This is a genomic window from Pectobacterium wasabiae CFBP 3304, from assembly GCF_001742185.1.
GTDB lineage: Bacteria > Pseudomonadota > Gammaproteobacteria > Enterobacterales > Enterobacteriaceae > Pectobacterium > Pectobacterium wasabiae.
In genome coordinates, this window is sequence record NZ_CP015750.1 from 2,049,663 (window position 1) to 2,071,813 (window position 22,151).

18 protein-coding genes, 2 tRNA genes and 3 rRNA genes are annotated in these 22,151 nt (G+C 50.6%); 11 read left to right on the top strand and 12 right to left on the bottom strand.

Translation table 11 applies throughout. From position 1 onward, the window contains the following. From hemG to rrf, 6 genes are all read left to right on the top strand, one after another. Window positions 1-540, top strand: a complete 540-nt coding sequence (gene hemG / locus A7983_RS09260) for a menaquinone-dependent protoporphyrinogen IX dehydrogenase (RefSeq protein WP_005973459.1) — start codon at window positions 1-3, stop codon at window positions 538-540. Between the two features lie 391 nt (window positions 541-931). Continuing rightward, window positions 932-2,474: ribosomal RNA gene (locus A7983_RS09265) — 16S ribosomal RNA — on the top strand. A gap of 74 nt (window positions 2,475-2,548) precedes the next feature. Then, window positions 2,549-2,625, top strand: a tRNA-Ile gene (locus A7983_RS09270). 42 nt (window positions 2,626-2,667) lie between these two features. Continuing rightward, window positions 2,668-2,743 (top strand) — tRNA-Ala (locus A7983_RS09275). A gap of 216 nt (window positions 2,744-2,959) precedes the next feature. After that, window positions 2,960-5,867 (top strand): 23S ribosomal RNA (locus tag A7983_RS09280). Window positions 5,868-5,991: 124 nt separating this feature from the next. Further along, window positions 5,992-6,107 (top strand): 5S ribosomal RNA (gene rrf, locus A7983_RS09285). The 16S, 23S and 5S rRNA genes sit together here with 2 tRNA genes alongside, the layout of an rRNA operon. Before the next feature lie 277 nt (window positions 6,108-6,384). Here rrf and A7983_RS09290 read toward each other — a convergent pair. From A7983_RS09290 to A7983_RS09315, 6 genes are all read right to left on the bottom strand, one after another. Further along, window positions 6,385-7,146, bottom strand: coding sequence for an amino acid ABC transporter ATP-binding protein (locus tag A7983_RS09290; RefSeq protein ID WP_005975315.1), 762 nt, complete (start codon window positions 7,144-7,146; stop codon window positions 6,385-6,387). A gap of 8 nt (window positions 7,147-7,154) precedes the next feature. After that, a complete protein-coding gene (locus A7983_RS09295; RefSeq protein ID WP_005975318.1) occupies window positions 7,155-8,249 on the bottom strand; it encodes an amino acid ABC transporter permease in 1,095 nt (364 codons plus the stop codon). 9 nt (window positions 8,250-8,258) lie between these two features. Continuing rightward, complete coding sequence (locus A7983_RS09300) at window positions 8,259-9,437, bottom strand: amino acid ABC transporter permease (protein ID WP_005975321.1); 1,179 nt, start codon at window positions 9,435-9,437, stop codon at window positions 8,259-8,261. Between the two features lie 66 nt (window positions 9,438-9,503). Beyond that, window positions 9,504-10,529 (bottom strand): amino acid ABC transporter substrate-binding protein, encoded by a 1,026-nt coding sequence (locus A7983_RS09305; protein WP_005975324.1) that lies wholly within the window; start codon window positions 10,527-10,529, stop codon window positions 9,504-9,506. 361 nt (window positions 10,530-10,890) lie between these two features. Continuing rightward, entirely contained in the window at window positions 10,891-11,556 is a 666-nt protein-coding gene (locus tag A7983_RS09310) for an amino acid ABC transporter permease (RefSeq protein ID WP_005975327.1), read from the bottom strand. A gap of 89 nt (window positions 11,557-11,645) precedes the next feature. Further along, complete coding sequence (locus A7983_RS09315) at window positions 11,646-12,413, bottom strand: amino acid ABC transporter substrate-binding protein (protein WP_005975330.1); 768 nt, start codon at window positions 12,411-12,413, stop codon at window positions 11,646-11,648. Between the two features lie 303 nt (window positions 12,414-12,716). On the opposite strand from A7983_RS09315, the gene A7983_RS09320 reads away from it, so the two are divergent. The 4 genes from A7983_RS09320 (at window position 12,717) to A7983_RS09335 (ending at window position 15,470) form a co-directional block, all read left to right on the top strand. Next, window positions 12,717-13,862, top strand: a complete 1,146-nt coding sequence (locus A7983_RS09320) for an endonuclease/exonuclease/phosphatase family protein (protein WP_005975332.1) — start codon at window positions 12,717-12,719, stop codon at window positions 13,860-13,862. Between the two features lie 65 nt (window positions 13,863-13,927). Continuing rightward, window positions 13,928-14,332, top strand: coding sequence for an ASCH domain-containing protein (locus A7983_RS09325; protein ID WP_005975335.1), 405 nt, complete (start codon window positions 13,928-13,930; stop codon window positions 14,330-14,332). A 202-nt stretch (window positions 14,333-14,534) separates the two neighbouring features. Continuing rightward, entirely contained in the window at window positions 14,535-14,918 is a 384-nt protein-coding gene (locus A7983_RS09330) for a hypothetical protein (protein ID WP_005975337.1), read from the top strand. A gap of 156 nt (window positions 14,919-15,074) precedes the next feature. Beyond that, a complete protein-coding gene (locus tag A7983_RS09335) occupies window positions 15,075-15,470 on the top strand; it encodes an Imm63 family immunity protein (protein ID WP_005975339.1) in 396 nt (131 codons plus the stop codon). A gap of 328 nt (window positions 15,471-15,798) precedes the next feature. Here the strand turns inward: A7983_RS09335 and fis are convergent, their stop codons facing one another. From fis to A7983_RS09365, 6 genes are all read right to left on the bottom strand, one after another. Beyond that, window positions 15,799-16,095: a DNA-binding transcriptional regulator Fis gene (fis, locus tag A7983_RS09340; RefSeq protein WP_005975342.1), complete on the bottom strand. Its 297-nt coding sequence runs from the start codon at window positions 16,093-16,095 to the stop codon at window positions 15,799-15,801. 23 nt (window positions 16,096-16,118) lie between these two features. After that, window positions 16,119-17,084 carry a tRNA dihydrouridine synthase DusB gene (dusB, locus tag A7983_RS09345; protein ID WP_012822055.1) on the bottom strand — a complete coding sequence of 322 codons (966 nt, stop codon included), beginning with the start codon at window positions 17,082-17,084 and terminating at the stop codon, window positions 16,119-16,121. Between the two features lie 357 nt (window positions 17,085-17,441). Continuing rightward, a complete protein-coding gene (locus A7983_RS09350; RefSeq protein WP_005975347.1) occupies window positions 17,442-18,176 on the bottom strand; it encodes a carbonic anhydrase in 735 nt (244 codons plus the stop codon). 178 nt (window positions 18,177-18,354) lie between these two features. Continuing rightward, entirely contained in the window at window positions 18,355-19,242 is an 888-nt protein-coding gene (gene prmA, locus A7983_RS09355; protein WP_005975349.1) for a 50S ribosomal protein L11 methyltransferase, read from the bottom strand. Window positions 19,243-19,259: 17 nt separating this feature from the next. Further along, complete coding sequence (gene panF / locus A7983_RS09360; RefSeq protein ID WP_005975352.1) at window positions 19,260-20,711, bottom strand: sodium/pantothenate symporter; 1,452 nt, start codon at window positions 20,709-20,711, stop codon at window positions 19,260-19,262. After that, on the bottom strand, window positions 20,701-20,943 hold the full coding sequence (locus tag A7983_RS09365) for a YhdT family protein (protein WP_005975355.1): 243 nt from the start codon (window positions 20,941-20,943) through the stop codon (window positions 20,701-20,703). The genes panF and A7983_RS09365 overlap by 11 nt, the downstream gene beginning before the upstream one ends. 687 nt (window positions 20,944-21,630) lie before the next feature. Between A7983_RS09365 and A7983_RS09370 the strand changes: the two genes are divergently transcribed. Beyond that, complete coding sequence (locus tag A7983_RS09370) at window positions 21,631-22,059, top strand: TOBE domain-containing protein (RefSeq protein WP_005975360.1); 429 nt, start codon at window positions 21,631-21,633, stop codon at window positions 22,057-22,059. Window positions 22,060-22,151 lie beyond the last annotated feature (92 nt).

A 22,151-nucleotide genomic window follows, 5' to 3' on the forward strand; every position in this document is an offset into this window, starting at 1 on the left:
ATGAAAGCTTTGATCGTGTTTTCGAGTCGGGATGGGCAAACCAGAGCGATTGCCTCCTCTATTGCGAATACGCTGAAAGGGATTCTGGAGTGTGATGTTGTTAATGTACTCAATGCGAATGATATCGATCTGGGCGCATACGATCAGGTCCTGATTGGGGCGTCGATCCGGTACGGGCGCTTTCATCCAGCGGTAAATCAGTTTATCCATAAGCATCTGACTTCTCTGCAACAGATGCCCAGCGCATTCTTCTCAGTAAACCTGACTGCACGTAAACCAGAAAAGCGCACAATACAAACCAATGCCTATACGCGTAAGTTCCTGCTGAATTCCCCTTGGCAGCCAGATCTGTGTTGTGTGTTCGCGGGTGCTCTGCGTTATCCGCGTTATCGTTGGTTCGATCGGGTAATGATTCAACTCATTATGCGTATGACGGGCGGCGAAACGGATAGCACGAAAGAAATTGAATATACGGACTGGCAGCAGGTTGCCCGTTTCGCGCAGGATTTCGCTCAGTTAGCGGCGAAAAATCCCGCATAACGCCGTCTTTTACTGCGCTTTGCTGAAAAAATCCTCACTCGGAAATTATTTTGCATTTAGCGCTTGTCAGCCGCCGAGAAGTCCCTATAATGCGCCTCCACTGACACGGCAACAGCGACACGCGGTTGTAGTGACAGGAAAAAGATTTACTAAAGGCGGTCAGTAATGACTTGACTTTAAAGCGGATTAGCATAGTATATGCAGCCCGCGCCACCGAAGAAGTGGCACTGCTCTTTAACAATATAATCAGACAATCTGTGTGGGCACTCACAAGACCGTATCTTAATGATATAAAAAGTCTTGAAGAGTGAACAACAGTAAATTCATTACGAATGAACAGTAACTAATTCTTTGAGCATCGCTGACGAGTTCAGCAAATCAAACAAATCTTAAATTGAAGAGTTTGATCATGGCTCAGATTGAACGCTGGCGGCAGGCCTAACACATGCAAGTCGAGCGGTAGCACAGGAGAGCTTGCTCTCTGGGTGACGAGCGGCGGACGGGTGAGTAATGTCTGGGAAACTGCCTGATGGAGGGGGATAACTACTGGAAACGGTAGCTAATACCGCATAACGTCTTCGGACCAAAGAGGGGGACCTTCGGGCCTCTTGCCATCGGATGTGCCCAGATGGGATTAGCTAGTAGGTGAGGTAATGGCTCACCTAGGCGACGATCCCTAGCTGGTCTGAGAGGATGACCAGCCACACTGGAACTGAGACACGGTCCAGACTCCTACGGGAGGCAGCAGTGGGGAATATTGCACAATGGGCGCAAGCCTGATGCAGCCATGCCGCGTGTGTGAAGAAGGCCTTCGGGTTGTAAAGCACTTTCAGCGGGGAGGAAGGCAGTAAGGTTAATAACCTTGCTGATTGACGTTACCCGCAGAAGAAGCACCGGCTAACTCCGTGCCAGCAGCCGCGGTAATACGGAGGGTGCAAGCGTTAATCGGAATGACTGGGCGTAAAGCGCACGCAGGCGGTCTGTTAAGTTGGATGTGAAATCCCCGGGCTTAACCTGGGAACTGCATTCAAAACTGACAGGCTAGAGTCTTGTAGAGGGGGGTAGAATTCCAGGTGTAGCGGTGAAATGCGTAGAGATCTGGAGGAATACCGGTGGCGAAGGCGGCCCCCTGGACAAAGACTGACGCTCAGGTGCGAAAGCGTGGGGAGCAAACAGGATTAGATACCCTGGTAGTCCACGCTGTAAACGATGTCGACTTGGAGGTTGTGCCCTTGAGGCGTGGCTTCCGGAGCTAACGCGTTAAGTCGACCGCCTGGGGAGTACGGCCGCAAGGTTAAAACTCAAATGAATTGACGGGGGCCCGCACAAGCGGTGGAGCATGTGGTTTAATTCGATGCAACGCGAAGAACCTTACCTACTCTTGACATCCACAGAATTCGGTAGAGATACCTTAGTGCCTTCGGGAACTGTGAGACAGGTGCTGCATGGCTGTCGTCAGCTCGTGTTGTGAAATGTTGGGTTAAGTCCCGCAACGAGCGCAACCCTTATCCTTTGTTGCCAGCGAGTAATGTCGGGAACTCAAAGGAGACTGCCGGTGATAAACCGGAGGAAGGTGGGGATGACGTCAAGTCATCATGGCCCTTACGAGTAGGGCTACACACGTGCTACAATGGCGTATACAAAGAGAAGCGACCTCGCGAGAGCAAGCGGACCTCATAAAGTACGTCGTAGTCCGGATTGGAGTCTGCAACTCGACTCCATGAAGTCGGAATCGCTAGTAATCGTAGATCAGAATGCTACGGTGAATACGTTCCCGGGCCTTGTACACACCGCCCGTCACACCATGGGAGTGGGTTGCAAAAGAAGTAGGTAGCTTAACCTTCGGGAGGGCGCTTACCACTTTGTGATTCATGACTGGGGTGAAGTCGTAACAAGGTAACCGTAGGGGAACCTGCGGTTGGATCACCTCCTTACCAAAAAAGATGTGTGTTGAGTGAAGTGCTCACACAGATTGTCTGATGAAAATAACGAGCAGAAATACCTTAATAGGCTTGTAGCTCAGGTGGTTAGAGCGCACCCCTGATAAGGGTGAGGTCGGTGGTTCAAGTCCACTCAGGCCTACCAACTCTTCCATGAGTGGTATCTAAGGTAACTGTAAGTAGAGACGGGGTTATAGCTCAGCTGGGAGAGCGCCTGCCTTGCACGCAGGAGGTCTGCGGTTCGATCCCGCATAGCTCCACCATCACTACTCGTTATGATAAAAAACATCAGAGTGTACCTGTATGGGTGCACTGCGATGTTTTGCTCTTTAACAATCTGGAACAAGCTGAAAATTGAAACATGACGGCTGAACATGCAGGACTGCCTTCGGGTAGGTCGTGATGCGTCAGTCTGTCAATGAGTCTCTCAAATAATCGCAGCGCGATGATGAATCGAAAGAAACATCTTCGGGTTGTGAGGTTAAGCGACTAAGCGTACACGGTGGATGCCTAGGCAGTCAGAGGCGATGAAGGGCGTGCTAATCTGCGATAAGCGTCGGTAAGGTGATATGAACCGTTATACCCGACGATACCCGAATGGGGAAACCCAATGTGTTTCGACACATTATCATGACATGAATACATAGTGTCATGAGGCGAACCGGGGGAACTGAAACATCTCAGTACCCCGAGGAAAAGAAATCAACCGAGATTCCCCTAGTAGCGGCGAGCGAACGGGGAGGAGCCCAGAACCTGAATCAGTTTGTGTGTTAGTGGAAGCGTCTGGAAAGTCGCACAGTAAAGGGTGATAGTCCCGTACACAAAAATGCACAAGTTGTGAGTTCGATGAGTAGGGCGGGACACGTGACATCCTGTCTGAATATGGGGGGACCATCCTCCAAGGCTAAATACTCCTGACTGACCGATAGTGAACCAGTACCGTGAGGGAAAGGCGAAAAGAACCCCGGCGAGGGGAGTGAAATAGAACCTGAAACCGTGTACGTACAAGCAGTGGGAGCCTACTTGTTAGGTGACTGCGTACCTTTTGTATAATGGGTCAGCGACTTATATTCTGTAGCAAGGTTAACCGTATAGGGGAGCCGCAGGGAAACCGAGTCTTAACTGGGCGTTAAGTTGCAGGGTATAGACCCGAAACCCGGTGATCTAGCCATGGGCAGGTTGAAGGTTGGGTAACACTAACTGGAGGACCGAACCGACTAATGTTGAAAAATTAGCGGATGACTTGTGGCTGGGGGTGAAAGGCCAATCAAACCGGGAGATAGCTGGTTCTCCCCGAAAGCTATTTAGGTAGCGCCTCGTGAACTCATCTTCGGGGGTAGAGCACTGTTTCGGCTAGGGGGTCATCCCGACTTACCAACCCGATGCAAACTACGAATACCGAAGAATGTTATCACGGGAGACACACGGCGGGTGCTAACGTTCGTCGTGAAGAGGGAAACAACCCAGACCGCCAGCTAAGGTCCCAAAGTCATGGTTAAGTGGGAAACGATGTGGGAAGGCACAGACAGCCAGGATGTTGGCTTAGAAGCAGCCATCATTTAAAGAAAGCGTAATAGCTCACTGGTCGAGTCGGCCTGCGCGGAAGATGTAACGGGGCTAAACCATGCACCGAAGCTGCGGCAGCGACACTTAGGTGTTGTTGGGTAGGGGAGCGTTCTGTAAGCCGTCGAAGGTGGCCTGTGAGGGCTGCTGGAGGTATCAGAAGTGCGAATGCTGACATAAGTAACGATAATGCGGGTGAAAAACCCGCACGCCGGAAGACCAAGGGTTCCTGTCCAACGTTAATCGGGGCAGGGTGAGTCGACCCCTAAGGCGAGGCTGAAAAGCGTAGTCGATGGGAAACAGGTTAATATTCCTGTACTCGGTGTTACTGCGAAGGGGGGACGGAGAAAGCTAGGTTATCCGGGCGACGGTTGTCCCGGTTTAAGCGTGAAGGTGGGTGACTTAGGTAAATCCGGGTCATCGTTAACACTGAGGCGTGATGACGAGTCACTACGGTGATGAAGTAACCAATGCTACGCTTCCAGGAAAAGCCTCTAAGCTCCAGGTAACATCAAATCGTACCCCAAACCGACACAGGTGGTCAGGTAGAGAATACTCAGGCGCTTGAGAGAACTCGGGTGAAGGAACTAGGCAAAATGGTGCCGTAACTTCGGGAGAAGGCACGCTGGCGTGTAGGTGAAGTCCCTTGCGGATGGAGCTGAAGCCAGTCGCAGATACCAGCTGGCTGCAACTGTTTAATAAAAACACAGCACTGTGCAAACACGAAAGTGGACGTATACGGTGTGACGCCTGCCCGGTGCCGGAAGGTTAATTGATGGGGTCAGCCGCAAGGCGAAGCTCTTGATCGAAGCCCCGGTAAACGGCGGCCGTAACTATAACGGTCCTAAGGTAGCGAAATTCCTTGTCGGGTAAGTTCCGACCTGCACGAATGGCGTAATGATGGCCAGGCTGTCTCCACCCGAGACTCAGTGAAATTGAACTCGCTGTGAAGATGCAGTGTACCCGCGGCAAGACGGAAAGACCCCGTGAACCTTTACTATAGCTTGACACTGAACCTTGAGCCTTGATGTGTAGGATAGGTGGGAGGCTTTGAAGTGTGGACGCCAGTCTGCATGGAGCCAACCTTGAAATACCACCCTTTAATGTTTGATGTTCTAACGTAGGCCCGTAATCCGGGTTGCGGACAGTGTCTGGTGGGTAGTTTGACTGGGGCGGTCTCCTCCCAAAGCGTAACGGAGGAGCACGAAGGTTAGCTAATCCTGGTCGGACATCAGGAGGTTAGTGCAAAGGCATAAGCTAGCTTGACTGCGAGAGTGACAGCTCGAGCAGGTGCGAAAGCAGGTCTTAGTGATCCGGTGGTTCTGAATGGAAGGGCCATCGCTCAACGGATAAAAGGTACTCCGGGGATAACAGGCTGATACCGCCCAAGAGTTCATATCGACGGCGGTGTTTGGCACCTCGATGTCGGCTCATCACATCCTGGGGCTGAAGTAGGTCCCAAGGGTATGGCTGTTCGCCATTTAAAGTGGTACGCGAGCTGGGTTTAGAACGTCGTGAGACAGTTCGGTCCCTATCTGCCGTGGGCGTTGGAAGATTGAGAGGGGTTGCTCCTAGTACGAGAGGACCGGAGTGAACGCACCACTGGTGTACGGGTTGTGATGCCAATTGCATTGCCCGGTAGCTAAGTGCGGAAGAGATAACCGCTGAAAGCATCTAAGCGGGAAACTTGCCTCGAGATGAGTCTTCCCTGGACACTAGATGTCCCTGAAGGGCCGTTGAAGACGACGACGTAGATAGGCTGGGTGTGTAAGCGTAGCGATACGTTGAGCTAACCAGTACTAATGACCCGAGAGGCTTAACCTTACAACACCGAAGGTGTTTTGTGGGCGACTCATAGATTTTGATAGTCAGCTTGTTCAAAGATTGGTTCTGATGGTTGTGCGATACAAAAGAGTAAAGCATAACGGTTGGAATGAAACAGAATTTGCCTGGCGGCGATAGCGCGGTGGTCCCACCTGACCCCATGCCGAACTCAGAAGTGAAACGCCGTAGCGCCGATGGTAGTGTGGGGCTTCCCCATGTGAGAGTAGGGAACTGCCAGGCATCAACTGCGTGGAAAGCCCCTGTCGAAAGACAGGGGCTTTTTGCTATGGGAATTTTGGGGTGTTATTGGCGCGTACTTGGTAGCTGTCCGTTGGTAGCAGGGTGATTACGACTATGCAATGACGGCTCTTGGGGGCGCGGAAATTGTCTTCTGCCCGACATTACTCAATGATTTGGTATGAATGATCGTCTGCTCCGCGCAGTGTGAGCCGTGAGAACCATCATAATTGCGATGCAGGAGAAAGCCTGCGCAGATACGCAGGCTGATGGTTCTGGATTAGTGCAGGATTTGTGAAAGAAATGCCTGCGTGCGCTCTGAGCGAGGGCTAGAAAAGAAGATATCCGGTGGTGCTTGTTCTACGATCTCACCCTGATCGATAAAGATCACTCGGTCAGCGACGGTTTTCGCGAACCCCATTTCGTGCGTTACGCACAACATCGTCATTCCATCTTGTGCCAGCCCCAGCATGGTATCCAGCACTTCTTTCACCATTTCAGGATCCAGTGCGGACGTCGGTTCGTCGAACAGCATAATCTTGGGCTTCATACACAGTGAACGCGCGATGGCTACGCGTTGCTGTTGGCCGCCAGATAGCTGTCCTGGAAACTTATGAGCATGTGCGGCGATGCGTACACGTTCCAGATAGTGCATTGCCAATTCTTCTGCTTCTTTTTTCGGTGTGTGACGTACCCAGCATGGTGCCAGCGTGCAGTTCTGCAATACAGTTAAGTGCGGGAAAAGATTGAAGTGCTGAAACACCATGCCAACTTCAGTACGAACTTTTTCGATGTTGCGTAAATCGTTATTCAATTCAATACCGTCAACAACAATCCGCCCCTGTTGATGTTCTTCGAGATGATTAATGCAGCGTATGGTGGTCGATTTACCTGAGCCGGACGGGCCACAGAGCACAATTCGTTCCCCTTGCCTGACCTGCAAATTGATGTCTTTCAGTACATGAAATTGTCCGTACCACTTATTCACATTCTCTAAGGTAATCATGTGATCGGTTGATTGAGTTAATACAGTCTGATTCATGGATGGCCTCAGTGTGACTTGTATCCGGTGTTAAAACGATTTTCCAGATGTTGGCTATAGCGCGACATGCTGAAACAGAAAATCCAGTAAACCATAGCGGCAAAAACGTAACCTTCTGTCGACATACCCAGCCAGGTGGGGTCGACGGTTGCCTGCTGGATACTGCTGAAGAGATCGAAAAGGCCGATGATGATGACCAGACTCGTGTCTTTAAAGAGAGAAATGATGGTATTCACTAGGCCTGGGATAACCATTTTCAGCGCTTGGGGAAGGATGACCAGCCCCTGCATGCGCCAATAGCCTAAGCCCAGTGATTCAGCGGCTTCATACTGTCCTTTAGGAAGTGCCTGCAGGCCACCGCGAACCACCTCGGCGACATAAGCGGATTGGAATAAAATCACGCCAACTAATGCCCTTAGCAGTTTGTCGATAGTGGTGCCTTCCGTTAAAAACAGCGGCAGCATCACGGATGACATAAAAAGCACGGTGATGAGCGGTACGCCACGCCAAAATTCGATGAACACGACGGACAGCATACGGACAATCGGCAGCGTGGAGCGGCGGCCTAATGCGAGCAAGATGCCAAGTGGCAGCGCCCCAGCGATACCCACAGCAGCAATAATCAGCGTTAACGTTAATCCGCCCCACTGATAGGTTTCCACTCGACTGAGCCCGCCAAAACCACCGTAAAGCAGCCACCAGGCGATGAGTGGGTAAGCCACTGTCCAGACGGCAATGTAACGTCCGCGATTGGGAATGGTTTTCAGGAACATCGGCAGGATACTGAGCAGCCCGATAGCGAGTGCAAAGTTAATGCGCCAGACTTCTGTTGCTGGATACAGCCCATACATGAAATGACCAAATCTGGCATGAATGAAGACCCAGCAGGCACCATCACGCGTACAGTCATTACGAGTTGTGCCAATCCAGTTAGCCTGAAAAATTGCCCAGTTGAGCAGCGGCGGTATGGCAACCCACAATAGCCAGAGGCAAAACAGTGTTAACAGGCTATTGCCAATACTTGAGAAAAGATTACGCCGCGCCCACTGCATGGCTCTGAACAGAGGCGACTGACGGCCTTGCGTATAATGATTCATCGTCATGACGTCCTCTTAGCGTTCGACTAACGCGATTCTTCGGTTATACAGATTCATCAACAGCGAGATTAGCAGGCTGATAATGAGGTAGACCGACATGGTTATCGCGATGGTTTCGATGGCCTGACCCGTCTGATTCAACACGGTTCCCGCGAATAGTGACACCATATCGGGGTAGCCAATGGCAGCCGCCAATGATGAATTTTTCACGATGTTGAGGTACTGGCTGGTCAGCGGGGGAATGATGACGCGTAACGCTTGCGGGAGGATGACTTTACGTAGCGTAACGGGATTGGGTAAGCCGAGAGAACGCGCGGCCTCATGTTGGCCGTGAGAAACTGATTGGATACCAGAACGAATAATCTCGGCGATAAACGATGAGGTGTAGACCGAGAGCGCAACAGTCAATGCGGCTAGTTCAGGGATCAACACCATACCGCCGCGGAAATTGAATCCTTTTAATTCCGGCACATCCCAGTGAAAAGCGGGGCCAAAAATCAGATGGCTGAGTGTACACAGGACAAGCAACAAACCCAACGTCATCGGCCAGGTTCTACGCATCTGACCAGTTAACGCGTGATAGCGCTGATTACGCCGAAAGACAACCCATGTCACCACCAGCGTGATCAGTAGAGAAAGAAAAAACGCAGCGGTGCCTGGCCCCATCTCTGGGGATGGCAGATAAAAGCCTCGGTTGCTGAGGAACGCGATATCAAATGCACTGATGGACTGGCGCGGGCCAGGCAGATTTCGCAATACGGCAAAATACCAGAAGAAGATCTGCAATAACGGCGGAATGTTACGGAATATCTCGATGTAAATGTTGGATATTTTCCGTAATAGCCAGTTGTCGGATAGCCGAGCAAGACCGATGGTAAAGCCGAGAATAGAAGCAAACACGATGCACAATGCTGAAACCAGCAGTGTGTTGAATAGCCCAACAAGAAACACGCGGGCGTAGGTGTCACCCTGTTGATAGTCAATCAGGTGTTGGACGATGCCAAAGCCAGCGCTTTTATTCAGAAAATCGAAGCCAGAGGTAATGCCCCTTTGTGCCAGATTGGTCACAGTGTTGTGCAACAGGTAGGCTGCGATAGACAATACAGCGATAACAACGACAATTTGATACAGCCAGGCGCGCACCGCTGGATTCGTCAGTGATAAATCACCTTTTACGGTTGGGCGTTGTAGCATGCTGGAACCTCGATACGGGGGCACTGAGGGGCGCAGCAATGCACTGCGCCCAGTTTGTTCTGATAATTAACGTACCGCTGGTGCGTACTGGATCCCGCCTTTGTTCCACAGTTCGTTCAGGCCACGCTTAATTTTCAGCTCGCTGCCCATACCGACATTACGTTCAAAGATTTCGCCGTAGTTACCGACCTGTTTGATGATTTTGAATGCCCAATCATTCGGTAATTTGAGATCTTTGCCGTAGCTGCCTTCGTGACCCAGCAGGTGGGACATATCTGGCGTAGTCGGTTTTGCTGCCAGTTGATCGACGTTTTTCGAGGTTACGCCCATCTCTTCGGCATTCAGCATAGCGAACAGCGTCCAGCGTACGATCGAGAACCACTCTTCATCACCACGGCGTACCACTGGACCTAGCGGCTCCTTGGAAATCACCTCTGGCAGAACGATGAATTCAGCAGGTTTGCTCAGCTTGATACGCAGTGCATACAGCTGTGACTGGTCTGATGCCAGCGTATCGCAACGGCCAGACTCCAGCGCTTTGGCACTTTCATCAGAGCGGTCGAACGTGACGGGGGTGTACTGCATTTTATGCGTTTTGAAGTAGTCCGCGACGTTCAGCTCGGTATCGGTTCCGGCCTGAATACAAACGGTTGCGCCATCCAACTCTTTTGCGCTGGTTAAGCCCGCTTTGTTATGCGTCAGGAAGCCAATGCCGTCGTAGTAGGTTACGCCAGTAAAGAGCATACCCATTCCGCCGTCACGAGAGGAGGTCCAGGTGGTGTTGCGCGACAGCACATCAACTTCGCCGGATTGTAGTGCGGTGAAGCGCTCTTTTGCCGTCAGCGGCGTGTATTTGACTTTATTGGCATCACCGAATACGGCAGCAGCAAGACCGCGGCACACGTCAACGTCAATACCGGAGTATTTGCCACTGGCGTCTGCATAGGAAAAGCCGGGTAAGCCATCACTGATACCACATTGCACAAATCCTTTCTTCTGAATGGCGTCCAGCGTTGCACCAGCATGGGCTTGGTTGATGGCGGCAAAGAGTGACGCGCCAGCAACCAGAGTAGAAATCACTATTCTTTTCATAATCATCCTAGCGTCTAGAGTTATCTGCTGTTGTTGCAGTACACAGTTGTGTTGCGGCGCACAATAAGGTGCACCATACCTGTCTGTCGGTATGCCGACGTAAGCAGAGCAAAGCAAATAAAATGCCAGTTTTCTATTTGCTTGATAATGAAGACGAAATGGAATGGTTATTGATCTAAGTGGGTAATTCTAATTAGGTACGCGCGCACCGTAATAAATGCAAAGAGGCCGGAGCGCCCTCTTTTAGTGCGTCAAAATGGAGATCGTGAAGCGTCTTCAGGTTTGCCTGTTGAGCAGGGAGAGTCTGGGAACACGGTAATGTCATCAGCCCAGCGGATGGCGTGGGCTGATGCGGGAGGTGTTAGTGCGTGATGTGGCGCTGATAATACTTTTCGAGCTTAACCTGTAATTGGCTTAGCACCGTGCTGAACATCAGATAAATCAGTGCAGCCTCGACATACAGAATCAGAGGCTCATAGGTAACGGAAACGATACGCTGAGCGGATAGAAACATTTCCGGCACGGTGATGACGGCGGCCAGCGACGTATCCTTGATTAAGGAAATAAACGTATTGGAGAGCGGCGGTAGCGAAACGAAAACGGATTGAGGAAAGATGACCCAACGAATCGCCTGCCTGCCATTCATGCCGAGAGAATAGGCGGCACTCCATTGGCCTTTCGGGACAGATAAGATGGCCCCACGGACGATCTCAGAGCTATAGGCTCCCACACTGACGGTGAAACCAATAAGTGCCGCCGGAAAGGCATCCAGAGTAATGCCCGCGCTGGGCAGCCCATAAAAAATCAGGAAAAGCTGCACCAGCAGCGGTGTGCCACGAATGACCCAAACGTAGAAATCACCCAGCCATTTCAGCGGCTTTGGGCCATAGAGGCGAACCAGCGCGATGAGAATGCCGAGAGCTAGGCCAAAGATGAAAGACAGGATAGCCAGAGGGACGGTAAATTTCAGTCCCGCAGATAGCAGACTCCAGAAAGAGTCTGCCATGAGTTGTAGCCAAGGCGGCATGAAAACGAGCTCCGATAACGATAGGCGCTAATCACAGCGCGCGCTGGTGACCATCATATTGATGACAGCGCGCTCTGGTAACAGTGCGATTATTGAGAAACATCCTCCCCGAAGTATCGCACAGATATCGTTTTATAGGTGCCGTCCGCTTTGATTTCATCCAGAGCTTTATTCAATGCTTCCACCAGTGGAGCCTGATCTTTACGCACCAGAATAGCGGAAGGCTCACCGTCCTTTGAGGTCGCGGCAATCTTCACGTTGGCATCCGGCTTATGCTTTTTAAAATCCAGGAATGACAGATTATCGTTCAATGTGGCGTCGGCGCGGCCGCTAAGAACCAGATCCAGCGACTGGTTAAAGCCGTCCGTTGGTACAATTTCCGCACCGTAGCTGGTGGCTTGTTTGGAGTAATTACTGGTCAGGCTTTGGGCCGATTTTTTGCCTTTCAGATCGCTGAAGTCCTTGATGGCGGTGTTATCACCACGGACAACCAGCACGGCTTTGGAGTCGATATAAGGCTTGGAGAAATCATACTTGACCTGACGTTCTTTGGTTACGCCAACCTGATTGATGACCGCATCGTAGCGCTTGGCATCAATACCGGCGATTAAACCGTCCCAGCGCCCTTCAATAAATTGTGCTTTCACGCCGAGCTTTTCTGCCACCGCACGGCCAACGTCCACATCGAAACCAACCAGTTGCCCTGATTTATCATGATAGGTGTAAGGCGCGTAGGTGCCTTCCGTACCGAACTTGATAACCCCTGCGGACTTGATGGCGCTAAGGTCATCTGCATGAGCGAATACGCTGGTAGCAAGCAGGGCGCTGGTCAGTAAAGCAAAACGTATTTTTTTCATTATGAATTCCTGTGAGTGGTGTGCAGCGATGTGCTTATAACTTTTGTTAATAATGAATCTACGCGACAACACATCTGTTTATAAATCACGTTGTGTGATGATTTATATCAGAAGTGAATATAGTCCTGAACGTCGTTTGCCGTGAATTGTAGTGAATATAGTGCGCCTGCCCAGCTTTAACCATCTTGTGCGAAAGAACGATAGAAAAAGTCTGCTGCTGCCGTAATGTTACCCAACTGTCACAATCGGCTTCTATTCTCAAAGGACATCATTGCTTTTGCCACTATCCAGCAGGAGACAACAATGAAGATCCGTATCGCCAGCTATAACGTTGAGAACCTATTTCATCGCACTGCGATTCTTAACCTCCCCGATTCCCAGCAGATCGATGCCTTATTGGAACAGGTCAGGCAGCTCCAGCAGCTTCTCGAACAGCCCCGATACGATGATGCCTTGAAGGATCAGGTGTTCCGTCTTTCTATCGCACTCCGTCCTTATATTGATATCCGTACCGATGCGGGCACGTTGGGGAGATGGAAAAAGGAGGAGGCTGGTACGGGATTCAGGATCAATAAAAGCTGCCGTGGTCGTGGAGATTGGATAGGTGAAATCGTGTTCAAATCGCAGGAATTCAGCAGCCAACAGCGCAAGAACACGGGCAAGATTATTAACCTGCTTAACGCCGACATCCTGTGCGCCGTTGAAGTTGAAAACATGGATGTATTACGTGACTTCAACAGTCAGGTACTCGGGAAAAAGAAATTCAGCCAGTTCGTGATGATCGACAGCCCGAATGACCCACGCGGCATTGATGTTGCCTGCTTGACGCGTTATCGAATCGCCCAGCTACGCACCCATATTTTTGACGCCGGAAAGCAGTTTGACCCCGTATTTAGCCGTGATTGTCTCGAAGTCACGTTGGATGCTGGCCTCAAACAGCCAATTTATATCCTGTGCAACCATTTCAAAAGCCAAAGCGGCCAAACAGAGCAAGAACGACAGCGTGGGGCGCAGAAGCGCCGTGACCAATCCGAACGTGTCGCAGAGATTGTCAAACAGACTTACGATCTCAAGAAGGATTACGTGGTGATTCTTGGCGATTTGAACGAGGATTCGTCAAACCCCTGGCAAAGTTTGGCTCCGCTGTTTTCTCTGTCGGATTTGCATCCCGTTATTGACCCTGAGCGCCCAGAAAAAGAGCGTTATACCTACTATTTTGCTGGTGGCAAGAAAGGTGCTCGGTTAAATCAACTGGACTACATATTCTTGTCCGCGCCGTTGCATCAGGCGGTGGTGGGTTGGGGCGTCGAGCGTCGAGGCATTTATAATATCGACAAGATTGCTGCCAAAGAGGGCGCAGAACCCGTTACGCCGCTACCCGAAGTCACTTCATGGGACACAGCTGCGTCCGACCATGCGGCACTCTGGGTGGAAGTGGATATTACCTGATGGCCTCTTTACGGCTATGATGGTGTGAGAAAACAGAGCAATCATAGCCTTATATGAGGAAGCTGATGAGGCATAAACAAGGATTGGAAAACTACCCAGATGCGCTGCGCTGGTCGTTCGGCGACAGCCCCGAGCTGGCGGATGAATTGCTGCAACTGGTACTGGAAGGGCATAAAACCGCAACCTGTAGCTCGTATCACTCGTTCAAAAATGAGGAAACGCCACAGGTCGGCGATTACAACATTGTTCTGGACGGTGCAGGACAACCCTCATGCGTGATTCGGACACGCTCGTTAACGCTGGTGCGTTACTGCGACGTCACCGCTGAAATGGCGGCGAAAGAGGGCGAAGGAGATGAAAGCTTGGCTTTCTGGCGCGAAGGCCATCAGCGGTATTTTGAAAGAGAAGGCAGCTTCGCCCCAGATATGCTGCTGGTGTTTGAAGAGTTTGAGCTAATTGAGGTGTTTTGATAGTGGGTTAGCGACTGATAAGCCCGACTGTGTTTGGTCGTCGGGAGCGACTGAATTTAGCAATCGGGTACTTGCATGAGCCGACGTTAACCATTTCAGCTCATAGTCACAATAATGTCTTTTGAGATGTCTATCAAAGCCGTAGTGACTCAGTTGGAGTTTGTAGCTCGTGATACACTTTCCTCCCATAGTGGAGGATAAAATGTTTAGCAAGATCGGCTTATTGTGTTTGTCTGCGTTAATACCATTTACGTCGTATGCAGAAAAAGGGACGTTTGAATTTTCGGTTGGAACCCAAAATCATATCTTCGATTCTCCGTGCATAGAGTCCATTCAGTATGTGAAACGTGATGAAACGGGCTCAGATAGCTTGGGTATTCACCTTACTGATAGATGTGGGGATAGATTGGGGAAAATTACTCATGAGAACATGGGAAGAAAATTAACTATCTCATATTTGGGTAACGAACTCTCCACAGCAATGATCGTGCAGCGACTGAAAAGTAACTTCAGAATTAGTACAAAAGACACACCAAGAGTGGTTTTAATGCGAGTTATCGATGACTACAACGTATCTCTTGAGTGATTTGAATGCCGCAACAATGGGTCAGAAAGGATAAATTTAATCTTTCTGCGACTGATGTGACGTATAGGTAGGTCCTCAAGTTGATCGTGGCTATCCTGATATTGGCGCAGAATACGTCTGGGGTGAGTAGTTGAAATACAAGAAAAGCATATTCCGATGAAAACAATCGAAGAACTGAGGGCGGAACTCCTTAAAATAGGCCAACAGCTTGGCGGTGGGGTAAGGCCAAATTATTACTTCTTTATCCCTGATAAACCTGATGGTCTTGCTACTCCGTATCTGGAGATTCATGGTGAGGAATACCATTTTATCGTCAGTGAAAGAGGTATAGAAAGGGAGCGTAATGTGACTCTCAGTGATGAAGACATCCTTTATTGGTTCACTGACTGCGGTGTCCGTGGTATGGCTTCAAGCTATGCGGCTTTGAATAGTTCCCCAGACAGAACGTTCAGGGATGTATATTTCCGAAGACAGTATCATTTAATGTTTTCCATCAAGCCCGAATGGGCTACAAGAAAGCACAAGGAATTTGCGGCGATCCTCAAGTTATAACGGTTAAAATTTATTCCCATATGCATTTGGATTATTAATGCTCATTAATTATTTCTTGCCCATCTGTCCTGATCCCTCGATAAGCAACATGCCATAAATTTACAGTAATGTCCGCTTCTGAATGCTGAACTGGCTGTTAGAGTAAGTTTAAGTCAGCACTTACGCTACCTGTAACACCAGTCAGCCTTTGGATTCTTCTTTGGGCTGTTTGTTTTCGCCCCATCTCGCAGATACCACAGCTCAGGCTGCTGCCTAAATAGAAGGCAAAGAAAAAGGCGCTTAACCCAAGAGGTAAAGCGCCTTTTTTCAAATGCTTAACTGATTAGTATCAGTTCATGCCGTATTTTTTCAATTTCTTACGCAGAGTACCACGGTTGATGCCCATCATCAGGGCTGCGCGGGTTTGGTTACCGCGGGTGTATTGCATCACCATGTCCAACAGTGGCTGTTCAACTTCAGCCAGTACCAGCTCATACAGGTCACTTACATCCTGACCGTTCAATTGAGCAAAATAGTTCTTCAGTGCCTGTTTAACCGAGTCGCGCAGGGGTTTTTGGGTTACCTGAGCCTGAGAGTTTACAGTGGAAACGGTCAGTACGTCAGAATTCACGCGTTGTTCGAACATAGTTCTGTCAGCTCTTTTTCTGTTTACGCAAGATTTTCAAAATATGCCTTCAACGCCTCCAGCTGCTCGCTGGCATCCTCAATGGCGTTGAATGTGCGCCTAAACTGGTCGTTTGGGGCGTGCTCCTGGAGATACCAAGATACGTGCTTACGAGCGATACGAAATCCCTTGCCTGGACCATAAAAGTCGTGCAATTCCCGTATGTGCTCGATCAACAAGCGCTTGACCTCTACCAAAGGCAGTGGTGCCAGCAACTCCCCTGTGTCCAGATAATGCTGGATTTCCCGAAAGATCCAGGGTCTTCCCTGAGCGGCTCGTCCTATCATCAGGGCGTCAGCCCCAGTGTAGTCAAGAACCGCCCTGGCTTTATGCGGGTCTGTAATGTCGCCATTCGCAATAATAGGAATGGAAACGGCCTGCTTAACTGCCCGAATGCTGTCGTATTCGGCGAAACCATTGAACAGGCACGCACGAGTGCGTCCGTGAATAGTTAACGCCTGAATGCCACAGTCTTCAGCCAATTTGGCAATTTCTACACAGTTGCGGTGCTCTGGTGCCCAACCGGTACGGATCTTCAGTGTTACCGGTACGTCTACCGCTTTCACTACCGTAGAGAGGATCTGTTTGACCAAATCCGGATACTGCAACAACGCAGATCCTGCCATCTTGCGGTTCACCTTCTTCGCCGGGCAGCCCATATTGATGTCAATGATCTGCGCGCCGGAATCAGCGTTGATTCTCGCTGCCGCCGCCATCTCATCGGGGTCACAACCGGCAATCTGCACGGCCCTGATACCCGGTTCATCACTATGTACCATTCGCAAACGCGACTTGTCTGAACGCCACACTTCCGGATTGGAAGACAGCATTTCAGACACGGTCATTCCAGCGCCCATCGCATGACAGAGTGCTCTAAATGGGCGATCGCTAATACCAGCCATTGGGGCTGCTATCAAACGATTGGTAAGCTGAAATTGTCCAATGTGCATAGACAAAAATTGACCATACTGTGCCTGCAAGGGCGCGTATATTACGCATTTTTTACGTCAGATGAAAGGCCAAACTTTGACCAATTTACGGCTATCGATCAATGAAAATGCAGTTCGTAGCGGCATATGAAAATATTATTCATATTTAACAATATGTTATGTTTTTGTGTCGATTTTTTGCTCTGTAAAATATTCATCTGCTTACAGAATTTTATCTGTAAGCGTGGTCGTTTTTACTGGAGATACAACAGGCTAGCAATGTTTTATCAGTGAAATGCGTTGGTTAATGTGGCAAAAAAGGGCACCAATTTAGCTGAGGCTGGTTGGCAAATGCTCTGACCAGCCTCGCGGAGTGGCTTAATGGATGATGATTCGACCATTAAGCGGCTGTATGGGGCGATTATTAGCGTGGTGCATGACCGCGCTGAACTGGCTTATTTGTTCAGCAGAGGCGGTAACGGGATGATCCAGCACCAGCCAGCGGATGCCTTCTGAGCACGGTGGCGTAGTGAGTGACCCACTGAATCGATAGTAGTTTAATGACGTCGGTAACAAAGCCTGAATGGCAATCGGCGTGCGTACGTCCTCCGCCTGATCGACGCGAGCCGGAATCTGCTGCCATGCCGTGGCTAGCTGTGGATTGGCTGCTCCCTCCTGAAACATCAGCGCAATAACGGTGAGCGCGCCATCCGCGTTTTTATAGACAAAGTGGCCTTCCAATGGAAATTGTTTACCATCAATTTCATTTTCACTCGGTGCGTGAAAGTGGAATTGCTGCAAGGCGAATGTCTCGTTATCCAGCAGCAGCGTATTTCCTGAACTGACGTTAACCTGAATGGTATGTCCGTTGTTGATAATCTGCTGTGTCCCAGACTGGAAAGCCAACTGTAAGGGCTCATGCTGGGTGCTTAGTGCTTGCCGGATATTGACTGGAGATTGATTTTTCCCCGTTTCACACAGCGAGAAGTCCGGGGAGAGTTTTCCCCAGTGCGCCGGATCGCCGTCGCCTTCGTAGCCCCAGTGAACCGAATCTGCCGCCGATGCGGAAAAGCAGACCGACAGCATAAATGCGATAGAGAGTTTACCTTTCATTTTTCATCCCTTAAAAATAATGATACGGCATCGTTGAGTGCTGAGCGTAGGTGATGCGCTCGGTCACTTGCCAGCCAGCATAATACGTCAGCTTATCGGGATAAATCATGAGGTATAACAAGAAGGAGCTCCGCCCGCCGTTGCGTACACGGTGGGCGGGACTAGCGGGATAACGTTATTACGATGCGCGGCGTTGGCCGGTAATACGACACCATTCTTCGCGTTCAGCGACGGGATCGAGCGTGAACTTGTCTGCGTAGGCTTCTGCGACGCCATCGGCCTGTGTGGACAGTACGCCGGACAGGCCGAGGTGACCGCCAGCTTTTGGCAGATCGCTAATCAGCGGTGCCAGTTCGCGCAGTGGGCCAGCGAGGATGTTGGCGACGACGACATCGGCAGACAGGTCAGCAGGTTGGTCTTTCGGCAGATAAAGCTCAAGACGCTCAGAAACGCCGTTGCGTTGTGCGTTGTCGCGGCTGGCCTGAATCGCCTGTGGATCGATATCAATCCCGATGGCGCGTGCTGCACCCAGTTTCAGGGCGGCAATCGCCAGAATGCCGGAGCCGCAGCCGAAATCGATGATGGTTTTCCCTTCCAGATCCAGCCCATCGAGCCATTGCAGGCACAGTGACGTCGTTGGGTGGGTGCCAGTACCGAACGCCAGGCCGGGATCGAGCATGACGTTGACGGCGTTCGGGTCAGGAATTTCACGCCAACTTGGGCAAATCCATAGACGTTTTCCGAACTGCATCGGGTGGAAGTTATCCATCCACTCGCGTTCCCAGTCTTTGTCTTCCAACTGTTCGATCTTGTGCTTAAATCCCACGCCCAGCAGCGGATCTTGCTCCAATATGGCGATAACCGCGTCCATGTCGGTTTCAGCATCGTACAGCGCAATCGCGTCGGTATCGCCCCATAGGCGGGTCTCGCCCGGCAGCGGTTCAAACACGGGAGTATCGTGCGTATCCTGAAACGTAACGGATATCGCACCGCTTTCTATCATGGTGTCACCCAGTTGTTCAGCAACCTTTCCTGAGGTGTTTATTTTCAGTTGAATCCACGGCATAGCAGTCTCTATTACATTTAAAGTGAAGATGAAGCGGCAACCGGCGCTGGTGGATTATGACCAAAGCGATTGCCAATAATAAACGCCATCAGGCTGAGCAACAGCGATGGCACAATAGGGTGGTATCCAGCCAACTGAAGATTGAAGCTGGCTAGTAAGGTATAGCAAATCGCCCCGGTGAACATGGCGCTAAGTGCACCCGCAGCGTTCGCGCGTTCCCAATACAGGCCCAGCACCAGCGGCCATAGGAACACCGCTTCCAGCCCGCCAAACGCCAGCAGATTCAGCCAGATGATCATCTCCGGCGGCCGTAAGGAGGCTAGCAGCACCAACAGGCCCAATAGCAAGGTTGTCATGCTGGACAGGATCTTGATGCGACGTTCGTTATGGATCTGCTCTGGGCGGACGCTGAGATAGAGATCCTTGACGATCGTGGCAGAGGCCTGAAGCAAATGCGCATTAATGTTGGACATGATAGCGGCCATTGGCGCGGCGAGAAAGATCCCTGCAGCCAGTGGCGGCAGCACGGTGACCATCAACGCGGGTAGAACCTGATCGGGGATCGTCAGATTTGGCATAACGGCGCGCCCTAGCGCACCAGCCAGATGCATGCCGAGCATCAGAATACCGATGACGATCGTACCGATAATAATTCCACGGTGTAACGCTTTGCTGTCACGATAAGAGATACAGCGAACGGCGGTGTTCGGCAGCCCGATGACGCCGAAGCAGACCAGCACCCAGAATGAGGCCATAAACGGCATCGACAGAATGCCGCCGCTGCCCTGTGGCGATACCAGCATCGGGTCGATCTGTTGCAACTTATCCACCGCGCTGTGCAAACCACCAGCGGCATAAATCACGCCGATCAGCAGGATGACGGTACCAATCAACATCACGATGCCCTGCATAGCATCATTGAGCACGCTGGCGCGGAAGCCGCCAAATGTGGTGTACAGCGCGATGGTAACGCCGAAAATCAGCAGGCCGATGTCGTAAGGAATGTTCGCGGCGGTTTCGAGCAGACGCGCGCCGCCGATGAACTGCACGGCCATGGCACCGATAAACGCGACCAGCAGGCTGATGCTGGCGAACCACACCAGCAGCGGGCTGTTATAGCGGGCATACAACATGTCATTCAACGTGATGGCGTTGTAGCGCCGAGCCAGAATAGCGAACTTTTTCCCCAGAATGCCGAGCGACAGCAGCATTGTGGGAAGCTGGATCATCGAAAGCAGCACCCAGCCCAGTCCATATTTATAGGCAGCGCCCGGCCCACCGATAAAAGAACTGGCGCTAACGTAGGTGCCGATCAACGTCATCGCTAGCACAAACCCGCCCATTGAGCGGCCACCAAGGAAATACTCGTTCAAAAAATTACCCGCTTGACGGCGGCGATACGCGTAGACCGACAGCCCGAAGACCAGCAGTAAATAGCCAATCAGCGGCAATAAAATTTCAATTTGCATCGTCACTCTCCAGTGAGATATCGCGGAAAATAACGCGCACCATCAGCCAGCACAGCAGCGTAAACACGAGCGGTAGCAGCAGGCAGGCCATCTCAAACCAGTGTGGAAGACCCGTTATCCCTTGTGTGTTGTCAGGCAAATAGGCGGCAAGCGCCCAGGCCACTAAATAAACCAGCGTCAGGCCAAAAGCCCAGCGGGCCTCTTTATGCGCCTGAGGAAAGCGTGTATCCATGTTTTTCTCCACCGTAAATGGGAGCATAGGTATTGTTATTAGCGTCGTGACGACGAAAGCGGGAATTTTACGGCATGTGTGCCAATTGACTAGTAAGAATTACGTCATAAGTGCAAAAGCCAGCAGCAGGGTACTCAGTAGTTGGTGAAAAAAACGCTTTGTCAGGGTGTGTCAAAAAGCCGTGTGACGTGGCACATCGTCGTTTAAGCATCGAGATACACGGGGCGGCCACATAGGATTCACCAGCCCAACGGGAACCTCCTCCTGTGTTTCCCCTAACAACGGACTTAAGTGACAAATATTAGGCATGCCACTTCCTTATTTCGACAACATCATCGATCGATATGGGCGAATATAGGAAATATCTCGCCATGAAATAACTCTAATTGGGTATGTGATTTGTTAATGTTGAGGTAATTGGCGAATGATGGAAGTCGCATCGCATAATTTTCTCGGGGAAAAGCATACTATGCCGCTATTATTTCACCCTCTGATACGACAACGCCGAATATTGATGATGCGCAAGCGAAATAATAGTGGTGTCAACCCTATTGACGGTGTCGCGCATCATGTTGCTTATGTATCGGTGGATATAAAAATCCGACAATTCATCACATCGTGGCTTTCCGCTATCTGTGTGATGTCGCGTCTACTGCCTATGTTAAAGATGAACCAAAAGGAGTCGTTATGTCAGTTTCAGCAAGAAATCAGCTTTCGGGTGTTGTGTCTTCTATTATTGAGGGCGCGGTAAACAATGAGGTCGAATTGACCCTGGAGAGCGGGGATAAGTTAACGACAGTCATTACGCGAACTAGCTGTAATTCTATGGCGTTGGCTGTCGGCAAGCCTGCCATCGCGCTGGTGAAAGCACCTTGGGTGATTTTGGCATCGGCCGAATGTGGTTTGAATTTTTCTGCCCGCAACCAGTTTCACGGCAAGGTGAGTTCCGTCACTAAAGGTGCCGTAAACTCGACGGTGCAACTGGTTACTGTCGGTGGATTGACGCTGACATCAACCATCACCAATGAAAGCACGGAAGATATGCAGATTGAGGTAGGCAATGAATTGATTGCATTGGTGAAGGCTTCCAGCATTATTCTGGCTACCCGGAAATAATTGCCGCTTTCTTGCGAAAATCATATCACGCTTAGCCGATAAACTACCGACGGATACGGGTTTATCGGCTTATTCTTTTCCGCAGATTATTT